Here is a 19,228-nt window from a genome sequence, read left to right as displayed (position 1 = left end):
AGAGGGGGGCCGGCTTGGGTCGCGACAGGCATAAGGCAAGGCTCGAAACGCCTCGCTGGTCGCGTTGTGTGAGATGACACGGCTGTGCCGGGCTGGCCGCATACATGGCCAGGCCGCGGCTGCAACCCGCGAACAGATCACATCTGCGTGGTTGGCCGCTGCCAAGATTGCGCAGTGCCCCGGCTCGCTGTTACCCAGTGGAGTGCAGGGGGACTAAAAAGGAGTGAGCACGATGAGGATTGCAAGCGTTCTGACGTCTGTCGCCCTGGCAGGGTTCATTGCGACGGGAGCCGCCGCGGCGGCGACGAAAGCGGCGACCACGACGGCGCCGGCCACCACTACGATGGCGCCCATGAAGAAGGCTGCGCCTGCCATGACGCCGCAGCAAACGGCGATTTCGAAGCAATGTTCCGCGCTTGCGGATACCAAGAAGCTGCACGGCAAAGCGCGCGCGAAGTTCCGGGCCGACTGCAAGAAGAATGGCGGCAAAGCCAGCTGATCTTCGGCTGTCCGCGGCGCTGCCAGCCTGGCCTGCTTGGAGAGGCTGGCAGCAATTCTGGAGGTGAAGCGGTTCTCTGTCCTAGACCACTCCAAACCTGAACCACCTTAAAAGCCGCAGAAGAGGCGGTATTACCGGAACAACCAGGGCCTCAAACCCGGGTGCCGCCCACCGTCATCTGGTTCATGCGCAGATGCGGCTGGCCGACGCCGACCGGCACGCCCTGGCCGGCCTTGCCGCACATGCCAATGCCATTGTCGAGCTTCATGTCATTGCCGACCATCGAAACGCGATGCATGGCATCGGGCCCGTTGCCGATCAGCATCGCGCCCTTGATCGGCTGCGTCACCTTGCCGTTCTCGATCATGTAGGCCTCGGTGCAGCCGAACACGAACTTGCCCGATGTGATGTCGACCTGACCGCCGCCGAAGGAGACCGCGTAAATGCCGTTCTTGACCGAAGCGATGATCTCGTCCGGCTCCATGTCGCCTGCCGTCATGTAGGTGTTGGTCATGCGCGGCATCGGCTGGTGCGCATAGCCTTCGCGCCGGCCATTGCCGGTGGCCTTCATGCCCATCAGCCGTGCGTTCTGCCGGTCCTGCATGTAACCGACCAGCTTGCCGTCCTCGATCAGCACGTTGCGGGCCGACGGCGTGCCTTCATCGTCGACGGTGAGCGAACCGCGCCGCTCCGGGATGGTGCCGTCGTCGACGACGGTGACGCCCTTGGCGGCGACCTGCTGGCCCATCAGGCCGGCAAAGGCCGAGGTTTTCTTGCGATTGAAATCGCCTTCCAGCCCGTGCCCGACGGCCTCATGCAGCATGACGCCCGGCCAGCCGCTGGACAGGACGATGTCGAACGTGCCGGCCGGCGCGGGAACCGCCGCGAGATTGACCAGAGCCTGCCGGAGCGCCTCCCTGGCGGCATGCTTCCAATTGTCCTCGGTCAGGAAATCGCCAAAGGCCTTGCGCCCACCCATGCCGTAGGAGCCGCTTTCCTGGCGGTCGCCATCTCCGACCACGACGGAGACGTTGATACGGACCAGAGGCCTGATATCGCGAACCACCTGGCCGTCGGCGCGCACGATCTCGACATGCTGCCAGGACGCGGCGAGCGAGGCGGTCACCTGGCGCACGCGCGGATCCTCCGCGCGCAGCCAGGCGTCGATTTCCTGCAGCAGCTTCGCCTTGGCCTCGAAGGAAGGCGAGGGGATCGGGTTCTCGTCGCCATAGAGATGACGGTTGGTGCGGGCGGGCGCGGCGGCAAGCGTACCTGAATAGCCACCCTTGACGGTCGAGACGGCATTGGCCGCACGCAACAGCGACGCTTCGGACAGGTCGCTCGAATGGGCGTAGCCGCTGGCCTCACCTGCGACGGCGCGGAGGCCAAACCCCTGGTCGGTGTTGAAATTGGCGGTCTTGAGCCGCCCATTGTCGAACATCAGCGCTTCGCTTTCGCTGTATTCGAGAAACAGCTCGCCGTCGTCGGCGCCATTGATGGTGTCGGCAACGATCTGCTTGATGCGATCGTCTGAAATGTCGAATTGGCCGATCAGGCTGTTCATGGCGTCCATCCGTGGAAAGAATTGTTTCCACGATGTAGGCGCGAAGACGCGCCTGCACAATCTCAATGAAGATCGGGATCGACGAACGGCAGCGGCCGGCCGACACAAGTCCGGCTTCGGGTGCGGCAAAAATCGCGTCAGGGCCCGGCTTTGCGCAAGGGCGGGATCAGGGCAGCGCTGCAAAGCCTTCGGCAAAACCCTTCAGGTCGACGGGAATGCCGATGCCTTCTTCCGGCGTCTGGAAGACGATGAACGTTGCCGACGTGCCGGTCTTCAGCGTGTCGAGCAGCGGCTTTTCGAGGATCACCTCGGCATAGCATCCATCCTGGAAACAGCGCACGAAATAGGCGCGGCCAATGTCCTTGCCGTCGACATTGAGGCCGAGCCCATTGGGCAACAGCACGCCGAGCGGCGCCAGCACGCGCAGGATCTCGGCCTTGTTGTCGGCGGTGCGCAGCACGACGACCGACAGCCCCATCTCCGGACGGTCCTCGGCGACGACGTTCTGCATCATCACGCATTGTTCCGAGGTGGCGCCGGCGGGCGTGTCGCAGATGATCGACCATGCGCCATGCGTCGAGCGCACCGTGCCGCTCGGCTGGGCGGCATCGGCCTGACCGGCCACGAACAGACCGGCCGCGGACAGGGCGGCAACAAGCATGGCCTTGACCAAAGTGCTCGAAAGCCCCGGTCGCGTATGCCCCAGTCTTGTGTGCCCAAGTCTTGAAAGCCAAGAGTTCATGACGGCTCCATTGCGAATCACGGCACTTTAAGCCGCGCCAATGCCAAGTAAAGGACGAGACCGCGGCCGAACTGCCCCGAAACAGGCAATAGAGCGCTTTTCCCTGCCAAATTCGCCTGAATTACGACGCTTCGCGCGCCCGGCCGGCATGAGGCAGCGGCCTGCCGGACATACGCGATTCGCCGCCATTGCCGCCGCCCTGGAAGAGCCGTGCCGGCTTGCGCGCAAAAATGCCGCACAGTTTCCTCCGCTCCTTTCTTGCGGAGGGAAAAAGAGTATGGTTTGAACCACCTTGAGACTGTCCGGGATTCCCGTCCCGGCATTGTTCGTTATTCTCGCGGGCACAGCCGCGAGAGACTGGGAGACGAAGAGGGCGATGAGAAAATTCCTAGCAAGCACCGGTGCTGCTGCCACATTCCTCGCCTGCGGATCCGCTCATGCGGACCAGCCCAAGGCGTGGGAGACGGGCTTCCAGGCGCCTGCGACCGACATGATGCGGCAGATCGAGTGGTTTGGAAACTACACGATGTGGTTCATCATCCCGATCACCGTCCTGGTGCTGTTCCTCCTTATCTATTGCATCGTGAAATTCCGCGCGAGCGCCAACCCGGTTCCGTCCAACACCAGCCACAACACGCTGATCGAGGTTATCTGGACCGTTGGCCCCGTCGTTGTCCTGCTTTGTCTCGCCATTCCCTCGTTTCAGCTTCTGACCGCGCAGTATACGCCGCCGGAGGAAGCCAAGCTGACCGTGAAGGCGACCGGCAACCAGTGGAACTGGGACTACGAATATCAGACCGACAACACGCTCGCCTTCAATTCGGCCATCCTCCAGGATGGCGACCGCGCCAAGGCCGGCAAGGAGGACCGCGCGGTCTATCCGCGTCTGCTCGCCGTCGACAATGAACTGGTGGTGCCGGTCAACACGATGACCCGCGTACTCGTCACCGCGACCGACGTGATCCATTCCTTTGCCATGCCGTCCTTCGGCATCAAGATCGACGCCATTCCCGGTCGCACCAACGAGACCTGGTTCAAGGCGGAGAAGGAAGGCCTCTATTATGGCCAGTGCTCGCAGCTCTGCGGCAAGGATCACGCCTTCATGCCGATCGCCATTCGTGTCGTCTCGGACGCGCAGTTCAAGACCTGGCTGGCTGCGGCCAAGACCGATCTGCCCGGCGCCAACAAGACGCTGATGGCCGAGGTCGATGGCCAGAACAAGGTAGCGGCCGCCGGCAATTGATGCCGCGGCCAGGAAAGATCAGGGAACGGAGCGGAACATGGCAGACGCTGCAGCTCACGACGGGCACGACCACAAGCCTTATCACGGTTGGGTGCGCTGGGTTTATTCGACCAACCACAAGGACATCGGTACGCTCTACCTGATCTTCGCGATCATGGCCGGCATCATCGGCGGCGCGCTGTCGGTTGCCATCCGCATGGAGCTTCAGGAGCCTGGCATCCAGATCTTCAGCGGCCTCGCGCAGATGGTCTACGGCATGAACGGTGATGCGGCGATCGATGGCGGCAAGAGCATGTACAATGCCTTCGCCACCGCGCATGCGCTGATCATGATCTTCTTCATGGTCATGCCGGCGCTGATCGGCGGTTTCGCCAACTGGATGGTGCCGATCATGATCGGTGCTCCCGACATGGCGTTCCCGCGCATGAACAACATCTCCTTCTGGCTGCTGCCGCCTGCCTTCATCCTGCTGCTCACCTCGATGTTCATGCCGAGCGCGCCGGGCGCCTACGGCGTCGGCGGCGGCTGGACGCTCTATCCGCCGCTTTCGACCTCGGGCCAGCCTGGACCGGCGATGGATCTGGCGATCCTGTCGATCCACATCGCCGGCGCGTCCTCGATTCTCGGTGCCATCAACTTCATCACCACCATCTTCAATATGCGCGCTCCCGGCATGACGCTGCACAAGATGCCGCTGTTTGCCTGGTCGGTGCTGGTCACTGCCTTCCTGCTGTTGCTGTCCCTGCCGGTTCTGGCCGGCGGCATCACCATGCTGCTCACCGACCGCAATTTCGGCACCACCTTCTTCGCTCCCGATGGTGGCGGCGATCCGATCCTGTTCCAGCACCTGTTCTGGTTCTTCGGCCATCCGGAAGTGTACATCCTGATCCTGCCGGGCTTCGGCATCATCAGCCATATCGTCTCGACCTTCTCGAGGAAGCCGGTGTTCGGTTATCTCGGCATGGCTTACGCCATGGTTGCGATCGGCGCCGTCGGCTTCATCGTCTGGGCGCACCACATGTACACGACCGGCCTGTCGCTCGACACGCAGCGCTACTTCGTCTTCGCCACCATGGTCATCGCGGTGCCGACGGGCGTGAAGATCTTCTCCTGGATCGCGACGATGTGGGGCGGTTCGATCTCTTTCAAGCCGCCAATGCTGTGGGCGCTGGGCTTCATCTTCCTGTTCACCATCGGTGGCGTCACCGGCGTGCAGCTGGCCAATGCCGGCCTCGACCGCTCGCTGCATGACACCTATTTCGTCATCGCGCACTTCCACTATGTGCTGTCGCTGGGCGCGGTGTTCGCCATCTTCGCCGGCTGGTACTACTGGTTCCCGAAGATGACCGGCTATATGTACTCGCCTGTCATCGCCAACACCCATTTCTGGGTCATGTTCGTCGGCGTGAACCTGGTCTTCTTCCCGCAGCACTTCCTTGGCCTCGCCGGCATGCCGCGCCGCACCATCGACTATCCGGACGCATTTGCGGGCTGGAACATGGTGTCATCCTACGGTTCGTACATTTCGGCCGTCGGTGTCGCGATCTTCCTCTATGGCGTGTTCGAAGCCTTCCAGAAGAAGCGGATCGCCGGTGCCAATCCATGGGGTGAGGGCGCCACCACGCTCGAATGGCAGCTGCCTTCGCCGCCGCCGTTCCACCAGTGGGAGCAGCTGCCGAAGATCAAGTAAGGCGGCAGCCTGGAATCAAAACCGCCGGTTTGCCGGCGGTTTTGGCCAAACGGATGGAATTGAGTACGCATGGCCCTAGTCGACGAGACCAGCATTGACGAAGCAGGCTTCCGCATGTCGGAAGCCACGGCGGGCGATTTCTTCGCCCTGCTGAAGCCGCGCGTCATGTCGCTGGTGGTGTTCACCGCCTTTGTCGGGTTGGTCGCGGCGCCCGTGACCATCAACCCGCTGCTGGCGGTGATCGCCATCCTGTCGATAGCCATCGGTGCCGGCGCCTCGGGCGCGCTCAACATGTGGTACGACGCCGACATCGACGCGGTGATGACCAGGACGGCCAGCCGTCCGGTGCCCTCCGGCCGCATCCAGCCACACGAGGCGCTGAGCTTCGGTCTGGTGCTGTCGGTGCTGTCGGTGATGACGCTCGGCGTGCTGGTCAACTGGCTGTCGGCGACGCTGCTGGCCTTCACCATCTTCTTCTATGCCGTCGTCTACACGATGTGGCTGAAGCGCTGGACGCCGCAGAATATCGTCATCGGCGGCGCGGCCGGTGCGATCCCGCCGGTCATCGGCTGGGCCGCCGTGACCGGGTCGGTCAGCCTCGAAAGCATCATCCTGTTCCTGATCATCTTCCTGTGGACGCCGCCGCATTTCTGGGCGCTCGCGCTGTTCAAGTCCGAGGACTATGGGCGCGCCGGCATCCCTATGATGCCGAACGTCGCCGGCCATGCATCGACCCGTCGTCAGATTTTCGCCTACGCATTGGTGCTGGCCCCGGTCGGCGTGCTGCCCTGGCTGCTCGGCTATACGACATCGATCTATGGCGTGGCCGCGCTGCTGCTGGGCGCAGGCTTTGTCTGGTATGCCTGGAAAGTGCTTGGCATGCCCGATAGCGATCGCGCGATGAAGCCGGCCAAGGCGTTGTTCGCCTACTCGCTGCTCTATCTCTTCGCCATTTTCGCCGTCTATCTCGCCGACAGCGTCATCGGGCGTGTACTCGCGGCTGGTGGAGCATGAGCATGGCCGAAGACAAGCTCGAAACGGTCACCTTGACCGAGCGTCAGAAAAAGGCTCAGCGCAGCCGTTCCATCGCCATCGGCGTGGCGCTCGCGGTGCTGGTGGTCATTTTCTACATCGCGACGATCGTGAAGTTCGGCCACAATTTGTCGGGTAGGATGTGATGAGCATCGAGTTGCCCAAAAAGACGGCCGGGAAAAACAGCAACCGTATTGTCGCGGCGGTCTGCCTCGCCTTCTTCACCGGCATGATCGGCATGGCCTATGCGGCCGTGCCCCTCTACAAGATGTTCTGCCAGGCGACCGGTTATGGCGGCACGACGCAACGGGTCGAGAAACAGTATGCCGGCCGCGTGCTCGACCGCGAGATCACGGTGCGCTTCGACGCTAATATTGCCGGCGTGCCTTGGGAGTTCCAGCCGGTCCAGCGCTCGATGACGATGAAGATCGGCGAGACGGTCCAGGCGCATTATCGGGCGACCAACAAGTTCGATCGCCCTGTCACCGGCCGCGCCACCTTCAACGTGCAGCCGGAACTGGCGGGGCCGTATTTCAACAAGGTCGAGTGCTTCTGCTTCACCGATACGTCGCTGAAGCCCGGCGAGACGCTTGACATGCCGGTCCTGTTCTACGTGGACCCCGATATCGTGAATGTGCCGGAACTGAAGGACGTGAAGACGATCACCCTGTCCTATACGATGTTCCCGGTCGAGAAGAACAAGCCCGTCGCCTCCTCGGAGCCGGTCCAGGGCAAAAGCAAGACAATTTCAAATACCGAAGGAAATCTCGGGGGTTGATATGGCAGACGCGCACGCAAAACCACACCACGACTACCATCTCGTCGACCCGAGCCCGTGGCCTTTCCTAGGGTCGGTCGGCGCGCTTGTCACCGCTTTCGGCGGTGTCTGCCTGATGGAGTACCTGAAGGGTGGCTCCTTCCCGATCTTCGGCTTCAACATCGCCAATCCGTGGCTGTTCTTCATCGGCATCGTGATCGTGCTCTACACCATGTTCGCCTGGTGGTCGGACACGATCAAGGAAGCGCATGAAGGCCATCACACGCGGGTCGTGTCGCTGCACCTGCGCTACGGCATGATCATGTTCATCGCCTCGGAGGTGATGTTCTTCGTTGCCTGGTTCTGGGCCTATTTCGATGCCAGCCTTTTTGCCGGTGAGGCGCAGAACTACGCGCGCCACACCTTCACCGGTGGTGTCTGGCCGCCGAAGGGCATGGAAGTTCTCGATCCCTTCCATTTGCCGCTCTACAACACCGTCATCCTGCTCCTGTCGGGCACAACGGTCACCTGGGCGCACCATTCGCTGCTTCACGGCGACCGCAAGGGGTTGATCAACGGCCTGGTTCTGACCGTCGCTCTCGGCATGCTCTTCACCATGGTGCAGGCCTACGAGTACATGCACGCTCCGTTCGGCTTCAAGGATTCCATTTACGGCGCCACCTTCTTCATGGCGACCGGCTTCCATGGTTTCCATGTCATCATCGGCACCATTTTCCTGCTGGTCTGCCTGATCCGGGCAATGAGGGGCGACTTCACCCCCAAGCAGCATTTCGGCTTCGAGGCGGCCGCCTGGTACTGGCACTTCGTCGACGTGGTCTGGCTGTTCCTGTTCGCCTCGATTTATGTCTGGGGATCGGTCGGCGCGGTGATCGAAGGCCACTGATCCAGGCCTGAGGATTTAGATTTCGGGAAGGCGGCCGCGGCGACGTGGCCGCCTTCTTCTTTTCGGCGCAATGTTTCGGCTGGGGGGTGGCTGCTTCAATTGGTCGACTGGACCGACGGCTGCATTGCCGCTAGGGATTCCGACATGGACGAAATCTGGGCGATGGTGGCCGACGGGACACCAATCGAGATCGAGAAGTAACCATGAGTGACGATAAGGCGATCTGGCCTCCGATCGATCCGATTTCGGCCGGCCTGCACGGCCGCTGTCCCCGCTGTGGCGAGGGGCGGCTGTTTTCGGGCTTCCTCACCGTCGGAAAACGCTGCGCCAATTGCGGGCTCGACTATTCCTATGCTGATGCCGGCGACGGACCCGCGGTCTTCGTCATCCTGATCATCGGCTTCATCATCGTCGGCCTTGCGCTTTGGGTCGAAGTGACACTGAGCCCGCCGCTCTGGCTGCATCTGCTTGTCTGGATCCCGCTGGCCTTGGTGCTGTGCCTGACAGCGCTCCGATTGATCAAGGGCGTCCTGCTCACCCTGCAATACGCCAATAAGGCGGCAGAAGGCCGGTTGGACCGCGGCGAATGAGCGAGACGTCCTTTAAAGCCGACGGCCGTTCGCGGCCGCGATCGGCATTGCTGCTCGGCCTTGGCCTTGTGCTGCTGCTCATCCTGCTGGCGCTCGGCACCTGGCAGGTGCAGCGCCTTCACTGGAAGGAAGGCCTTCTGCAAACCATCGACCAGCGCACCCACTCGGCGCCGCTGCCGCTGGCCGAGGTCGAGAAGGAGTTCGCCTCGACCGGCGACGTCGACTATACACCGGTGACGGTTTCGGGAACTTTCCTGCATTCCGGCGAACGGCATTTCTACACGACCTGGGAAGGCGACGCCGGCTTCAACGTCTACACCCCGCTCGCCCTCGACGATGGCCGCTTCGTCCTGATCAATCGCGGCTTCATACCCTACGACCTCAAGGATGCCGCCAAGCGCGTCCAGGGACAGGTGACGGGCAAGGTTACGGTCACCGGGCTCGCCCGCAATCCGCTGCCGGGAAAGCCATCGATGATGCTTCCCGACAATGACGTGGCAAAGAATATCTTCTACTGGAAGGACCGCGATGTGATGGCGGCGAGCGCCGGTCTGCCGGCCGGGTTCAAGCTGGTGCGGATCTTCATCGACGCCGACAAGACGCCGAATCCCGGCGGCCTGCCGATCGGAGGCGTTACCATCATCGATCTGCCGAACAGCCACCTGCAATATGCTGTCACCTGGTATGGGCTTGCCGCCGCGCTCGCCGTCGTGCTCGTCCTGCGGCTTCGCCGGCCCGCGAAAGAGGACTGAACGCGAGCGACGCCCCCTTTCTACCGATGCTCTTGACAGGGCAGGGGTAGGCACCTCATTTCGGCGCTGACGAACCGGCCAGGATGTAATGCTTCAGACAATCGCCAAACCTCCTCTGACGATCCGGCTCTGCCAGCCGCGTGGTTTCTGCGCCGGCGTCGACCGCGCCATCCAGATCGTCGTGCTGGCGCTGAAGAAATACGGCGCACCGGTCTATGTCCGCCACGAGATCGTCCATAACCGCTATGTCGTCGAGGGGCTGCAAAGCCTTGGCGCGGTCTTTATCGAGGAGCTTTCCGAAATCCCGGCCGAACACCGGCAGTCGCCGGTCGTCTTCTCCGCGCATGGCGTGCCGAAATCGGTGCCGGCGGATGCCCAGGCGCGCAAACTGTTCTACCTCGACGCCACCTGTCCGCTGGTCTCGAAGGTCCACAAGCAGGCGATGCGCCATCAGCGGCTTGGCCGCCACGTGCTGTTGATCGGCCATGCCGGACATCCCGAGGTGATCGGCACCATGGGACAGTTGCCGGAGGGCGCGGTAACGCTGATCGAGACCGAGGCCGATGCCGCCGGGCTTGAGCCCGCCGATCCGCACGCGCTCGGCTTCGTCACCCAGACCACGCTGTCGGTCGAGGACACCGCCGGCATCATCCGCGCCTTGCAGGACCGCTTTCCGGACCTGCAGGCGCCGGCTGCGGAATCGATCTGCTACGCCACCACCAACCGCCAGGAGGCGGTGAAGGAAACAGCGGCCGGCGCCGATCTCTATCTGATCGTCGGCGCCCCCAATTCCTCCAATTCGCGCCGCCTTGTCGAAGTGGCGGAGCGTGCCGGCGCTTCGATGTCGCTTCTCGTGCAGCGCGCCGCCGAAATTCCGTGGAATGACATCGGCAACATTTCGACGCTCGGTCTGTCGGCAGGGGCATCGGCGCCGGAGATCATCGTCGACGAGATCATCGATGCGTTCCGCCAGCGTTTCGATGTCACAATCGATCTGGCCATCACGGCCACCGAAACAGAGGATTTTCCGGTCATGCGGGTACTACGCGATGTCGAACTGACGCCGGCCGACATGGCCTTCGTCAACGGGGCCGCGTAGGGCACATGGCGGTCTATACCGACGTTGCGGAGGGCGAACTCGGCGCATTCTTGAAGCACTATCCTGTCGGCGATCTCCTGTCCTACAAGGGCATCGCCGAAGGCACGGAAAACTCGAACTTCCTGCTGCACACCTCGAGCGGCTCCTACATCCTGACGCTCTACGAGAAGCGCGTGGAGAAGGCGGATCTGCCGTTCTTTCTCGGACTGATGGGCCACCTCGCCAACAAGGGGGTTTCCTGTCCGCTGCCGGTGACCGCGCATGACGGCAGCGTCATCGGCATGCTGGCCGGCCGTCCGGCCGTCATCATAACCTTCCTCGAAGGGCTTTCGCTGCGCCGGCCGATGGCAACGCACTGCGCCGAAGTCGGCAAGGCGCTGGCCGCCCTCCACCTGGCCGGTGCTGATTTTCCGATGACCCGCCCCAACGCCCTCGCTATCAACGGCTGGCGCAAGCTTTGGGATGCGTCCCGCGACCGCGCCGACGAAGTCGAACCGGGACTGGCGGCCGAGGTCGATGCCGACTTCGCCGATTTCGAGCGCAACTGGCCGAACGATCTCCCTAAAGGCATCATCCATGCCGATCTTTTCCCCGACAATGTCTTCTTCCTCGGCGAAAAGCTCTCCGGCCTGATCGACTTCTATTTCGCTTGCGACGACCTCTACGGCTATGACGTCGCCACCTGCCTCAACGCCTGGTGCTTCGAGAAGGACTTTTCCTTCAATCTCACCAAGGGCAAGGCACTGCTCGAAAGCTACCAAAGCGTGCGGCCCCTGAGCGCCGGGGAGAAGGCGGCGCTGCCGATGCTGGCACGCGGTTCAGCGCTGCGCTTCATGCTGACCCGCCTCTATGACTGGCTGACCGTTCCCGACGGCGGGCTGGTGATGAAGCGCGATCCGACGGAATATATCCGCAGGATGCGGTTCCACCGGGCAATCAAATCTCCTTCGGAATATGGATTGGCATGAGCAAACAGGTTGAGATCTTCACTGACGGCGCCTGTTCGGGCAACCCGGGCCCTGGCGGCTGGGGCGCCATCCTGCGCTTCAACGGCACCACCAAGGAGCTCTCCGGCGGCGAGGCCGAGACGACCAACAACCGCATGGAATTGCTGGCGGCCATCTCTGCCCTGAACGCGCTCAAGGAGCCTTGCACCGTCGAGCTTCATACCGACAGCAAATATGTCATGGACGGCATTTCCAAGTGGATCCATGGCTGGAAGAAGAACGGCTGGAGGACCGCCGACAAGAAGCCGGTCAAGAATGGTGAGCTGTGGCAGGCGCTGGACGAAGCCAACAGACGCCACAAGGTCACCTGGAACTGGGTCAGGGGCCATGCCGGTCACGCCGAGAACGAGCGCGCCGACGAATTGGCAAGGGAAGGCATGGCGCCGTTCAAGAAGGGCCCCTTCAAGCCAGCGGTTTCAGCGCCAAAGCCGGATGCCCAGGCAAAGCAGCCGCTGGCGACGAAGGCACGTCGCTCGACGCAGAGCTATTGAGTTCCAGTCCTGCGGCCTCCGAGCGACGGGAGCCCTTGCCTTGCCAATCGCCTACTACATCACGCACCCCCAGGTTCAGATCGATCCTGCCATGCCCGTGCCGGATTGGGGTTTGTCCGATGTCGACCGTGCGAGGGCGTACGCGATGCTGGGCCAACCATGGGTCGGATCGATCAGGCAAGTGGTATCCTCGGGCGAGCGTAAGGCGATTGAAACCGCCGAAGTGCTCGGGCGGCACCTCGACCTCGCGGTCCAGGTAAGGGAGCGGATGCATGAGAATGGCCGGTCGGCGATGGGTTTCCTGCCGCCTCCGGAGTTCGAGGCGGTCGCCGACCAGTTCTTCGCCAATCCGCACGAAAGCATTCGGGGCTGGGAGCGGGCGATCGACGCGCAGCAGCGCATCGCGGGCGAGGTCGAGGCCGTGCTCGAGGCCGGCGGCACCGGAGACATCGCCTTTGTCGGGCACGGCGGTGTCGGCACCCTCTTGCTGCTTGCGCTGAGCGGCAAGCAGATAAGCCGCGACAGGGATCAGCCACCTGGCGGCGGCAACTACTTCGCCTTCGATATCGCCGCGCGTCGCGTTCTCCACGGATGGCGACCGATCGACATGCTGGAGCAGTCCTAAGCCCTCAGAGGATCAGCAGCGCCGTGCCCCACAGCCCGAGCGCGAACACCGTGTGCGAGACCAGGTTGAGCGCCCGGATCTGCATCGGATTCGGCCGCTTCGATGCTGCCCATCCGGCGCCCATGCCGGGCGCCAGCAGGAACCAGCCGGCGCCGACGGTGACGATGCCGAGAATGAAGGCTGGCAGGAAGGTCGGCGCGGTAAGCCAGTCTGTTCCAGCCACGACGACCAGGATGATGCCGTAGACGATGCCGACGAAGTAGTGAAAGGCCCAACCTAGCGCCACCTCATATGCATAGGGCGCCGCGTCGCCAATATCGTCATGAAAGACCTTGTCGCCGAGGTGCCAGACCCAGCGGCCGACCGGTCCCCAGTTCGGCCGTGGCTGGCCGAACGCCTTGTGGAGGAAGAGCGCCCAGAGATCCATAAGCACGGTGGCGCCGATGCCGATCGCGAAAGCGCGCCAAAAGATGTCAAACATCGTTGGATTCCCCGAGGGCCGGCAGTTATGGAGCGCAAGCGGTTGTCGGGCGAGGAGCGGCCGTTGCGGCCTCGCCCGATGCGACCGTTGAAGCTCAGAGCTGTCCGAGAATATGAGCCGCTCCGGATTCGTCGACGCCGGGCTTGGTCTCGACATTGAGCGCGGTGACCTTACCGTCGTCGATGATCATCGAAAACCGCTTCGAGCGTAGGCCCATGCCGCCCGCCGAAAGGTCGTTGTCGAGGCCGACCGCCTTGGCGAAATCGCCGTTGCCGTCGGCAAGGAACAGGATCTTGCCTTCACCGCCGGTGAAGCGCGCCCAGGCGCCCATGACATGGACGTCGTTGACCGAAACGACGGCGATCGTGTCGACGCCACGCGCCAGGATGGCGTCATGGTTTTCGAGATAGCCGGGCAAATGGTTGTTGCTGCAGGTCGGCGTGAAGGCGCCGGGAACGCCGAACAGGACCACCTTCTTTCCCGGGAAAATCTCGGCCGACGTGATCGCCTTGGCGCCGTCGGCGGTCATCGTCTTGAAGGTCGCTTCGGGCAGCTTGTCGCCGACGGAAATGATCATGAGTTCCTCGCTTGGGGAATGGAAAGGATGCGTGCTTGCGTAGCGAACTCAGCGGCTTCCTGCAACCATCGAGCCGGCAGCATCAAGGGAAAGGTAGCAGCCCTTCCACGGCCCCCGCGGAACTCGTCAGCGTATAGTGCAGCCCGCCATCCGTGGGCGTCGTCGAGGGGCGGTCGAGGATCGGCACGGTGAAGATCAGCTTGCCGTCCTTTTCCCGGCGGGAAGGAGCGCCGAACATGTAATCTCGCTCGGCGGCGACGAAGAAATCCGCGGCCGCGGGGTCACCGGGAAAGCTCGCCTCGACAACCAGCGTCTCGTGATCGCCCGGCAGCACATTGATGCCGAAGTCAGGCTTTGCCGGCGCTGGTAAGGCCGCGAAACTCGCTTTCACAAGGGCTGCATCGTCGGCATTGTCGGGATCCGAAGCGGGGTCGACGGTCAGCCGTGTCTGCACCGGAATGCAGATCGTTTCACAAATGCCGAGAAAGATGTCGGCGTCGATGACGGCCGGCTGGTTCGGCGTCGCCAGCGTGAATGTGACAGGCAGCGAAACCGGATAGTTGTAGCCGGCCCATTTGCCATAACCATCGTCGTGGCGTTGGGGTGGCGGAAACGCAAGTGTCGCATCGGCAATGTTGGTGCTGGCCGAGATGTCGAGCTGTGGTGGCACGCCGGCGTCGCCCGGATCGCGCCAGTATGTCTTCCAGCCAGGCTTGAGCGCTATGTCGAGAACGCCCTGGATGCGTCCGGCCTTGTCCGGCTTGCCGCTTGTCACCAGCCGCACCTTGCCGCCTTCGCTGTTGTACCACGCGGACGAAGAGGCATAAGCGGGTAGGACGGTTGCCGAACCGATGGCGGCGCCAAGCAACAGGATTTTCAAGCTATGCATGGCGGTGATTTGATCGTCCGTTCGTGGCAGCGCAATGATTTCATGGTCTTGCCGATATCATATTTGCGTGACTTCGCGGCAAGCCACTGCTGGCTTGGCAACATGGGCTTTGGTCGAATCCGGCGCTGCGCATCTTTTCGGCGCCCGGGAAACACGTTACCCTCCTTGTCATGGATTTGTTGCGCCACAAGAAGACAACCGCTGGCCGCGGCTTTCTCGACGATCAGTTCCTGATTGCCATGCCCGGCATGAAGGACGATCGTTTCACGCGCTCGGTCATTTACATCTGCGCGCACAGCGATGAAGGCGCGATGGGCCTGATCATCAACCAGACCCAGCAGATGCTGTTTCCGGACCTTCTGGTGCAACTCGGCATCATGAACGAGCAGGAGGCGATCCGCCTGCCGGCGCAGGCGCGCGATTTCGTCGTCCGCAATGGCGGTCCTGTCGATCGCAGCCGGGGCTTCGTCCTGCATTCCGGCGACTACCGCGTGGAATCGTCGCTGACCGTTTCCGACGACATCTGCCTGACCGCGACGGTCGACATACTGCGCGCCATATCGTCGGGCCGCGGTCCCCGTCACGCGCTGATGGCGCTGGGTTATTCGGGCTGGGGCGCCGGCCAGCTGGAAACCGAGATCGCCGAGAATGGCTGGCTGACCTGCCCGGCCAGTCCCGAGCTTCTGTTCGACGCCGACATCGAGCGCAAATACGATCGGATTCTCGCCTCGATCGGCATTGATCTCGCCCATCTCAGCCTGGCCGCCGGACACGCCTGAGCTTCGCCTCACGCCTGCGTCAGCGGATACTGCTCTTTCAGCGTCTTCAGCACCTGGTCGCCCGGCATCGGCGCGCCGAACATGAAGCTCTGCACATATTCGCAGCCCATCTGGCGCAGTTCCAGCGCATCGCGCTCGTCGGCGATGCCCTCGGCGACCACCGAAAGACCGAGCTCATGCGCCATGTTGACCATGGACTTGAGCAGCACGGCGCGCTTGGGCGTGTTGTCGTCGACAAAACTCTTGTCGATCTTGATCGTGTCGAACGGGAAACGCGTGAGGTAAGCGAGCGAGGAATAACCGGTGCCGAAATCGTCCAGCGACAGGCCGATGCCGAGCTGCTTCAGCTTGGTCAGCACGTGGGCGGTCTGCTCGGGGTTGTCCATCACCAGGGACTCGGTGAGTTCGAGCCGGAAACAGCGCGGCTTCAGATTGGCTCGCGCGATGACGGAGCGGACATCGCTGACCAGGTCGCGGCGGATGAGCTGGCGGCTGGACAGGTTGACCGAGACCGACAGCGGCGCGTCGCCGATCTGCTTTTGCCATCCCGCCAGATCCTCGGCCGCCTGCTGCATGGCGAACAGCCCAAGCTGCACGATCAACCCGCAGCTTTCGGCGACCGGGATGAAATCGGCCGGCGGGATCATGCCGCGGCGCGGATGGTCCCAGCGCAGCAACGCTTCGAAACCGGCAACGCTGCCGTCTTCCAGGCGCACGATCGGCTGGTAGGCAAGCGTGAATTCGCGCCGTTCGATGGCGCGCCGCAAATCGGATTCAAACTGCAGCCGGTCGGTGCCGACGGTGCGGAAAGCCGGGCGGAACGGCTCGATCCTGTCGCCGCCGAAGCGCTTGGCCTGGTGCATGGCAAGCTCGGCGTCCTTGACCATGTCCTCGGCCGAGGTCTGGGCCGATGTCCAGGTGATCAGGCCGATCGAGGCGGTCAGCACGATCTCGCGCTTGGCAAAGGTGATCGGATTGTTGATCGCATGCTTGATGGCATCCGCCACGCCGGCGATGCGGGCAGGGTCCTGCTCGGACAGCAGCATCAGCGCGAACTGGTCGCCGGCAAAGCGCGACAGCGAATCCTTGGGCTTCAACAGCCGGTGCAAGCGGCGTGCTATCGTGAGCAGGATCGTGTCGCCGGCCGAGATGCCGAGCCCGTCATTGACCTGCTTGAAGCGGTCGATATCGATGACGAAGACGGTCGGACGCACCTTCTCTTCGGTGCGGGCGATCGAGATGATCGCTTCCAGCCGGTTCATGAACAATTCGCGGTTCGGCAGGCCCGTCAGATTGTCGTGCACGGCGTCGTGCAGCAGCCGCTCCTCGGACTTCTTCTGCTCGGTGACGTCGACCATGGTGCCGACGCAGCGGATGACCTCGCCGTCCGACCCGATCACCGGGCGGGCGCGCAAGGCAAACCAATGATAATGCCCGTCGGCGCCGCGCAGGCGGAAATTCTGTGCCACCCGGCCACGACGGTGCTCCAGCACCACGTCGAGCGTCGTGCGGAACGTGTCGCGGTCATCGGCATGCAGCACCGGCAGCCAGTTGCGCGCCGCACCACCCAGGCTGTTGGGCGCCAGCCCGAGCTGGATGCTGACATCAGGCTTGGTGACGACGCGATCGCGCAGCACGTCCCAATCCCACACTGTGTCGCCTGATCCCGCGACCGCCAGCGCCTGGCGTTCGAGGTCGGAGAACAGTCCTTGGTGCAGCGCGCCGCCGGCAAAGGCGTGCTGCATGACGGTGAAGCCAATCAACAGGATGATGAGGATCAAGCCACCGCCGAGCGCCGGCTGGGCGATGTCGTTGTCGAGCATGCCGGTGATCGCCATCCACGATCCACATAGCCACAACAGCACCATGACCCAACTGGGCACCAGCATGATGGCGCGGTCATAGCCGCGTATGCCGAGGAAGATGATCAGGCCGAGCCCGGTCAGCGCGGTGGCCGCGAAGGACAGTCTGGCGATGCCGGCGGCGACCGCTGGGTCGACAATGGCGACGCCGGCGATCAGCAGCAGCCCCAGTATCCAGACCAGGGCGCCATAGCTGAAATGGCCGTGCCATCGGTTGAGGTTCAGGTAGGCGAACAGGAACACCACGAAGGTCCCCGCCAGCGCCACCTCCGTTCCCGCCCGCCACATCTGCTCATTGCCGGGCGAGATTTCGATGATCTTGTTGAGGAAACCGAAATCGACGCAGATATAGGCAAGCACCGCCCAGGCGAGCGCCGCCGTCGCCGGAAACATCGAGGTGCCCTTGACCACGAACAGGATGGTCAGGAACAGCGCCAGAAGGCCGGCGATGCCGATGACGATGCCGCGAAACAGCGTGTAGGAATTGACCGAGTCCTTGTAGGATTCAGGGTCCCACAGATAGACTTGGGGCAGCTTCGGCGAGGCGAGTTCGGCGATGAAGGTGATCACCGTGCCGGGGTTCAGTGTCACCCGGTAGACATCGGCATCAGGACTGGTCTGGCGGTCGAGCGCGAAGCCTTCGCTGGGCGTAATCGCCGCGATGCGGGTCGAGCCGAGATCGGGCCAGAAGATGCCGGAATTCACCAGGCGGAAATGCGGGGCGACGATCAGCCGGTCGAGCTGCTGGTCGGTGGAGTTGGCGAGCGCGAACACCGCCCAGTCGCCGGTCGAGCGGGCATCCTTGGCCTCGACCTCGATGCGCCGCACGATGCCGTCGGGGCCGGGCGCGGTCGACACCTGGAAATTGTCGCCCTGGTTGCGGTAGATCTCGACGGCACCCGAAAGGTCGAGTGCCTTGTCGTCGCGGGCGATCTTGATCGGTTCGACGGCAAAGGCCGCCGGAGCCGCGCACAGCGTCAGGATTGCCGCGAGGACAAAGGCGAAGAGCGGCCCGGTTCGCAGGAAATTCGTCAAAAATCAGTCCTTCGTTCCAGCGCCCGGCGGATCGTCGGCGATCCGGGCGTAGAGGTAGTGGTCCTGCCAGATGCCGTTGATCCTGAGATAGGATCGCAGAAGTCCTTCGCGCCGGAATCCGGCTTTTTCAAGCACGCGGATCGACCTGATATTGTCGGGAATACAGGCGGCTTCGATCCGGTGCAACCTCAGCGTATCGAAGGCGAAGCGGGCCACGACCTTGACCGCGTCGGTCATCAGGCCGCGGCCGCCGAAGCGCTCGCCGATCCAGTAGCCGACATGACCGCTTTGCGAGACGCCGTGGCGTATGTTGCCGAGCGTGATGCCGCCCGCCAGCTTGCCGCTCGATTTCTCGAAGATAAAGAAAGCGATCGCGGTGCCCTGCGCATAGTCTTCGCGGTAGCGGCTGATGCGCAGGCGCCACGCCGTACGATCGAGCTCGTCAGGTGTCCAGCGTGGCTCCCACGGCTCGAGAAAAGCGCGGCTTTCACCGCGCAGCGTCGACCATTCACGGTAGTCATTGGTGAATGGTACGCGCAATGTGACGAGATTGCCCTTCAGTGCCGGCAGGTCACGGCGAAAGAAAGGGAGCGCGAACACGGCGCTTGTG

General features: G+C 63.0%; 22 protein-coding genes and 1 pseudogene. 15 read left to right on the top strand and 8 right to left on the bottom strand.

Annotated elements, in window-relative coordinates:
• Window positions 1-213: 213 nt before the first annotated feature.
• A complete protein-coding gene (locus FJ958_RS31970) occupies window positions 214-354 on the bottom strand; it encodes a hypothetical protein (protein ID WP_246679577.1) in 141 nt (46 codons plus the stop codon).
• Between FJ958_RS31970 and FJ958_RS31965 the strand changes: the two genes are divergently transcribed.
• Window positions 353-499, top strand: coding sequence for a hypothetical protein (locus FJ958_RS31965; RefSeq protein ID WP_246678542.1), 147 nt, complete (start codon window positions 353-355; stop codon window positions 497-499). The two genes, FJ958_RS31970 and FJ958_RS31965, sit on opposite strands and share 2 nt — an antisense overlap.
• 151 nt (window positions 500-650) lie before the next feature.
• Here FJ958_RS31965 and tldD read toward each other — a convergent pair whose 3' ends face one another.
• Complete coding sequence (gene tldD, locus FJ958_RS11315) at window positions 651-2,063, bottom strand: metalloprotease TldD (RefSeq protein WP_140742509.1); 1,413 nt, start codon at window positions 2,061-2,063, stop codon at window positions 651-653.
• 166 nt (window positions 2,064-2,229) lie between these two features.
• Window positions 2,230-2,805 (bottom strand): invasion associated locus B family protein, encoded by a 576-nt coding sequence (locus FJ958_RS11310; protein WP_140742507.1) that lies wholly within the window; start codon window positions 2,803-2,805, stop codon window positions 2,230-2,232.
• Between the two features lie 376 nt (window positions 2,806-3,181).
• Here FJ958_RS11310 and coxB point away from each other — a divergent pair, with 376 nt between their 5' ends.
• From coxB to FJ958_RS11250, 13 genes and pseudogenes are all read left to right on the top strand, one after another.
• The gene (coxB, locus tag FJ958_RS11305; RefSeq protein ID WP_140742505.1) at window positions 3,182-4,048 is read left to right on the top strand and encodes a cytochrome c oxidase subunit II; all 867 of its coding nucleotides are present in this window, start codon (window positions 3,182-3,184) and stop codon (window positions 4,046-4,048) included.
• Between the two features lie 37 nt (window positions 4,049-4,085).
• Complete coding sequence (gene ctaD, locus FJ958_RS11300; RefSeq protein ID WP_140742503.1) at window positions 4,086-5,738, top strand: cytochrome c oxidase subunit I; 1,653 nt, start codon at window positions 4,086-4,088, stop codon at window positions 5,736-5,738.
• Between the two features lie 69 nt (window positions 5,739-5,807).
• Window positions 5,808-6,752 carry a heme o synthase gene (locus FJ958_RS11295; RefSeq protein ID WP_140742501.1) on the top strand — a complete coding sequence of 315 codons (945 nt, stop codon included), beginning with the start codon at window positions 5,808-5,810 and terminating at the stop codon, window positions 6,750-6,752.
• Between the two features lie 2 nt (window positions 6,753-6,754).
• Window positions 6,755-6,916, top strand: a complete 162-nt coding sequence (locus FJ958_RS11290) for a hypothetical protein (protein WP_140742500.1) — start codon at window positions 6,755-6,757, stop codon at window positions 6,914-6,916.
• On the top strand, window positions 6,916-7,548 hold the full coding sequence (locus FJ958_RS11285) for a cytochrome c oxidase assembly protein (RefSeq protein WP_140742498.1): 633 nt from the start codon (window positions 6,916-6,918) through the stop codon (window positions 7,546-7,548). Before FJ958_RS11290 ends, FJ958_RS11285 begins: the two co-directional genes overlap by 1 nt.
• 1 nt (window position 7,549) lies before the next feature.
• Window positions 7,550-8,431 (top strand): cytochrome c oxidase subunit 3, encoded by an 882-nt coding sequence (locus tag FJ958_RS11280; protein WP_140742496.1) that lies wholly within the window; start codon window positions 7,550-7,552, stop codon window positions 8,429-8,431.
• Between the two features lie 84 nt (window positions 8,432-8,515).
• Window positions 8,516-8,632 (top strand): annotated as a pseudogene (locus FJ958_RS32535) (L,D-transpeptidase family protein); the annotation flags it as partial.
• 2 nt (window positions 8,633-8,634) lie between these two features.
• On the top strand, window positions 8,635-9,021 hold the full coding sequence (locus tag FJ958_RS11275) for a DUF983 domain-containing protein (protein ID WP_140742494.1): 387 nt from the start codon (window positions 8,635-8,637) through the stop codon (window positions 9,019-9,021).
• Window positions 9,018-9,773, top strand: coding sequence for an SURF1 family protein (locus FJ958_RS11270; protein WP_181176368.1), 756 nt, complete (start codon window positions 9,018-9,020; stop codon window positions 9,771-9,773). The genes FJ958_RS11275 and FJ958_RS11270 overlap by 4 nt, the downstream gene beginning before the upstream one ends.
• Window positions 9,774-9,861: 88 nt before the next feature.
• The gene (ispH, locus tag FJ958_RS11265; protein ID WP_140742492.1) at window positions 9,862-10,872 is read left to right on the top strand and encodes a 4-hydroxy-3-methylbut-2-enyl diphosphate reductase; all 1,011 of its coding nucleotides are present in this window, start codon (window positions 9,862-9,864) and stop codon (window positions 10,870-10,872) included.
• Between the two features lie 5 nt (window positions 10,873-10,877).
• The gene (locus tag FJ958_RS11260; RefSeq protein WP_140742490.1) at window positions 10,878-11,840 is read left to right on the top strand and encodes a homoserine kinase; all 963 of its coding nucleotides are present in this window, start codon (window positions 10,878-10,880) and stop codon (window positions 11,838-11,840) included.
• Window positions 11,837-12,370 (top strand): ribonuclease HI, encoded by a 534-nt coding sequence (gene rnhA, locus FJ958_RS11255; RefSeq protein ID WP_140742488.1) that lies wholly within the window; start codon window positions 11,837-11,839, stop codon window positions 12,368-12,370. The genes FJ958_RS11260 and rnhA overlap by 4 nt, the downstream gene beginning before the upstream one ends.
• 40 nt (window positions 12,371-12,410) lie before the next feature.
• The gene (locus FJ958_RS11250; RefSeq protein WP_246679576.1) at window positions 12,411-12,995 is read left to right on the top strand and encodes a histidine phosphatase family protein; all 585 of its coding nucleotides are present in this window, start codon (window positions 12,411-12,413) and stop codon (window positions 12,993-12,995) included.
• Window positions 12,996-12,999: 4 nt separating this feature from the next.
• Here the strand turns inward: FJ958_RS11250 and FJ958_RS11245 are convergent, their stop codons facing one another.
• From FJ958_RS11245 to FJ958_RS11235, 3 genes are all read right to left on the bottom strand, one after another.
• A complete protein-coding gene (locus FJ958_RS11245) occupies window positions 13,000-13,476 on the bottom strand; it encodes a DUF2938 domain-containing protein (protein ID WP_140742486.1) in 477 nt (158 codons plus the stop codon).
• Between the two features lie 94 nt (window positions 13,477-13,570).
• Window positions 13,571-14,053, bottom strand: a complete 483-nt coding sequence (locus FJ958_RS11240) for a peroxiredoxin (RefSeq protein WP_140742484.1) — start codon at window positions 14,051-14,053, stop codon at window positions 13,571-13,573.
• A gap of 82 nt (window positions 14,054-14,135) precedes the next feature.
• The gene (locus FJ958_RS11235; protein WP_140742482.1) at window positions 14,136-14,942 is read right to left on the bottom strand and encodes a protein-disulfide reductase DsbD domain-containing protein; all 807 of its coding nucleotides are present in this window, start codon (window positions 14,940-14,942) and stop codon (window positions 14,136-14,138) included.
• A 170-nt stretch (window positions 14,943-15,112) separates the two neighbouring features.
• Between FJ958_RS11235 and FJ958_RS11230 the strand changes: the two genes are divergently transcribed.
• A complete protein-coding gene (locus FJ958_RS11230) occupies window positions 15,113-15,721 on the top strand; it encodes a YqgE/AlgH family protein (protein WP_140610068.1) in 609 nt (202 codons plus the stop codon).
• An 8-nt stretch (window positions 15,722-15,729) separates the two neighbouring features.
• Here FJ958_RS11230 and FJ958_RS11225 read toward each other — a convergent pair whose 3' ends face one another.
• Window positions 15,730-18,618 (bottom strand): EAL domain-containing protein, encoded by a 2,889-nt coding sequence (locus tag FJ958_RS11225; protein WP_140742480.1) that lies wholly within the window; start codon window positions 18,616-18,618, stop codon window positions 15,730-15,732.
• A 3-nt stretch (window positions 18,619-18,621) separates the two neighbouring features.
• A complete protein-coding gene (locus tag FJ958_RS11220; protein ID WP_140742478.1) occupies window positions 18,622-19,218 on the bottom strand; it encodes a GNAT family protein in 597 nt (198 codons plus the stop codon).
• Between the last annotated feature and the right edge of the window lie 10 nt (window positions 19,219-19,228).

This window comes from Mesorhizobium sp. B2-3-5, assembly GCF_006442395.1.
Classification (GTDB): domain Bacteria; phylum Pseudomonadota; class Alphaproteobacteria; order Rhizobiales; family Rhizobiaceae; genus Mesorhizobium.
The sequence above is the reverse complement of the archived record's forward strand: the minus strand, read 5'-3'. Positions and strand labels throughout refer to the sequence as shown.

Bases quoted from the DNA above. Each gene is read 5' to 3' on its own strand.
- FJ958_RS31965 (WP_246678542.1), top strand. From the start codon at position 353: ATGAAGAAGGCTGCGCCTGCCATGACGCCGCAGCAAACGGCGATTTCG.
- FJ958_RS31970 (WP_246679577.1), bottom strand. From the start codon at position 354: ATGGGCGCCATCGTAGTGGTGGCCGGCGCCGTCGTGGTCGCCGCTTTC.
- tldD (WP_140742509.1), bottom strand. From the start codon at position 2,063: ATGAACAGCCTGATCGGCCAATTCGACATTTCAGACGATCGCATCAAG.
- FJ958_RS11310 (WP_140742507.1), bottom strand. From the start codon at position 2,805: ATGAACTCTTGGCTTTCAAGACTTGGGCACACAAGACTGGGGCATACG.
- coxB (WP_140742505.1), top strand. From the start codon at position 3,182: ATGAGAAAATTCCTAGCAAGCACCGGTGCTGCTGCCACATTCCTCGCC.
- ctaD (WP_140742503.1), top strand. From the start codon at position 4,086: ATGGCAGACGCTGCAGCTCACGACGGGCACGACCACAAGCCTTATCAC.
- FJ958_RS11295 (WP_140742501.1), top strand. From the start codon at position 5,808: ATGGCCCTAGTCGACGAGACCAGCATTGACGAAGCAGGCTTCCGCATG.
- FJ958_RS11290 (WP_140742500.1), top strand. From the start codon at position 6,755: ATGGCCGAAGACAAGCTCGAAACGGTCACCTTGACCGAGCGTCAGAAA.
- FJ958_RS11285 (WP_140742498.1), top strand. From the start codon at position 6,916: ATGAGCATCGAGTTGCCCAAAAAGACGGCCGGGAAAAACAGCAACCGT.
- FJ958_RS11280 (WP_140742496.1), top strand. From the start codon at position 7,550: ATGGCAGACGCGCACGCAAAACCACACCACGACTACCATCTCGTCGAC.
- FJ958_RS11275 (WP_140742494.1), top strand. From the start codon at position 8,635: ATGAGTGACGATAAGGCGATCTGGCCTCCGATCGATCCGATTTCGGCC.
- FJ958_RS11270 (WP_181176368.1), top strand. From the start codon at position 9,018: ATGAGCGAGACGTCCTTTAAAGCCGACGGCCGTTCGCGGCCGCGATCG.
- ispH (WP_140742492.1), top strand. From the start codon at position 9,862: ATGCTTCAGACAATCGCCAAACCTCCTCTGACGATCCGGCTCTGCCAG.
- FJ958_RS11260 (WP_140742490.1), top strand. From the start codon at position 10,878: ATGGCGGTCTATACCGACGTTGCGGAGGGCGAACTCGGCGCATTCTTG.
- rnhA (WP_140742488.1), top strand. From the start codon at position 11,837: ATGAGCAAACAGGTTGAGATCTTCACTGACGGCGCCTGTTCGGGCAAC.
- FJ958_RS11245 (WP_140742486.1), bottom strand. From the start codon at position 13,476: ATGTTTGACATCTTTTGGCGCGCTTTCGCGATCGGCATCGGCGCCACC.
- FJ958_RS11240 (WP_140742484.1), bottom strand. From the start codon at position 14,053: ATGATCATTTCCGTCGGCGACAAGCTGCCCGAAGCGACCTTCAAGACG.
- FJ958_RS11235 (WP_140742482.1), bottom strand. From the start codon at position 14,942: ATGCATAGCTTGAAAATCCTGTTGCTTGGCGCCGCCATCGGTTCGGCA.
- FJ958_RS11230 (WP_140610068.1), top strand. From the start codon at position 15,113: ATGGATTTGTTGCGCCACAAGAAGACAACCGCTGGCCGCGGCTTTCTC.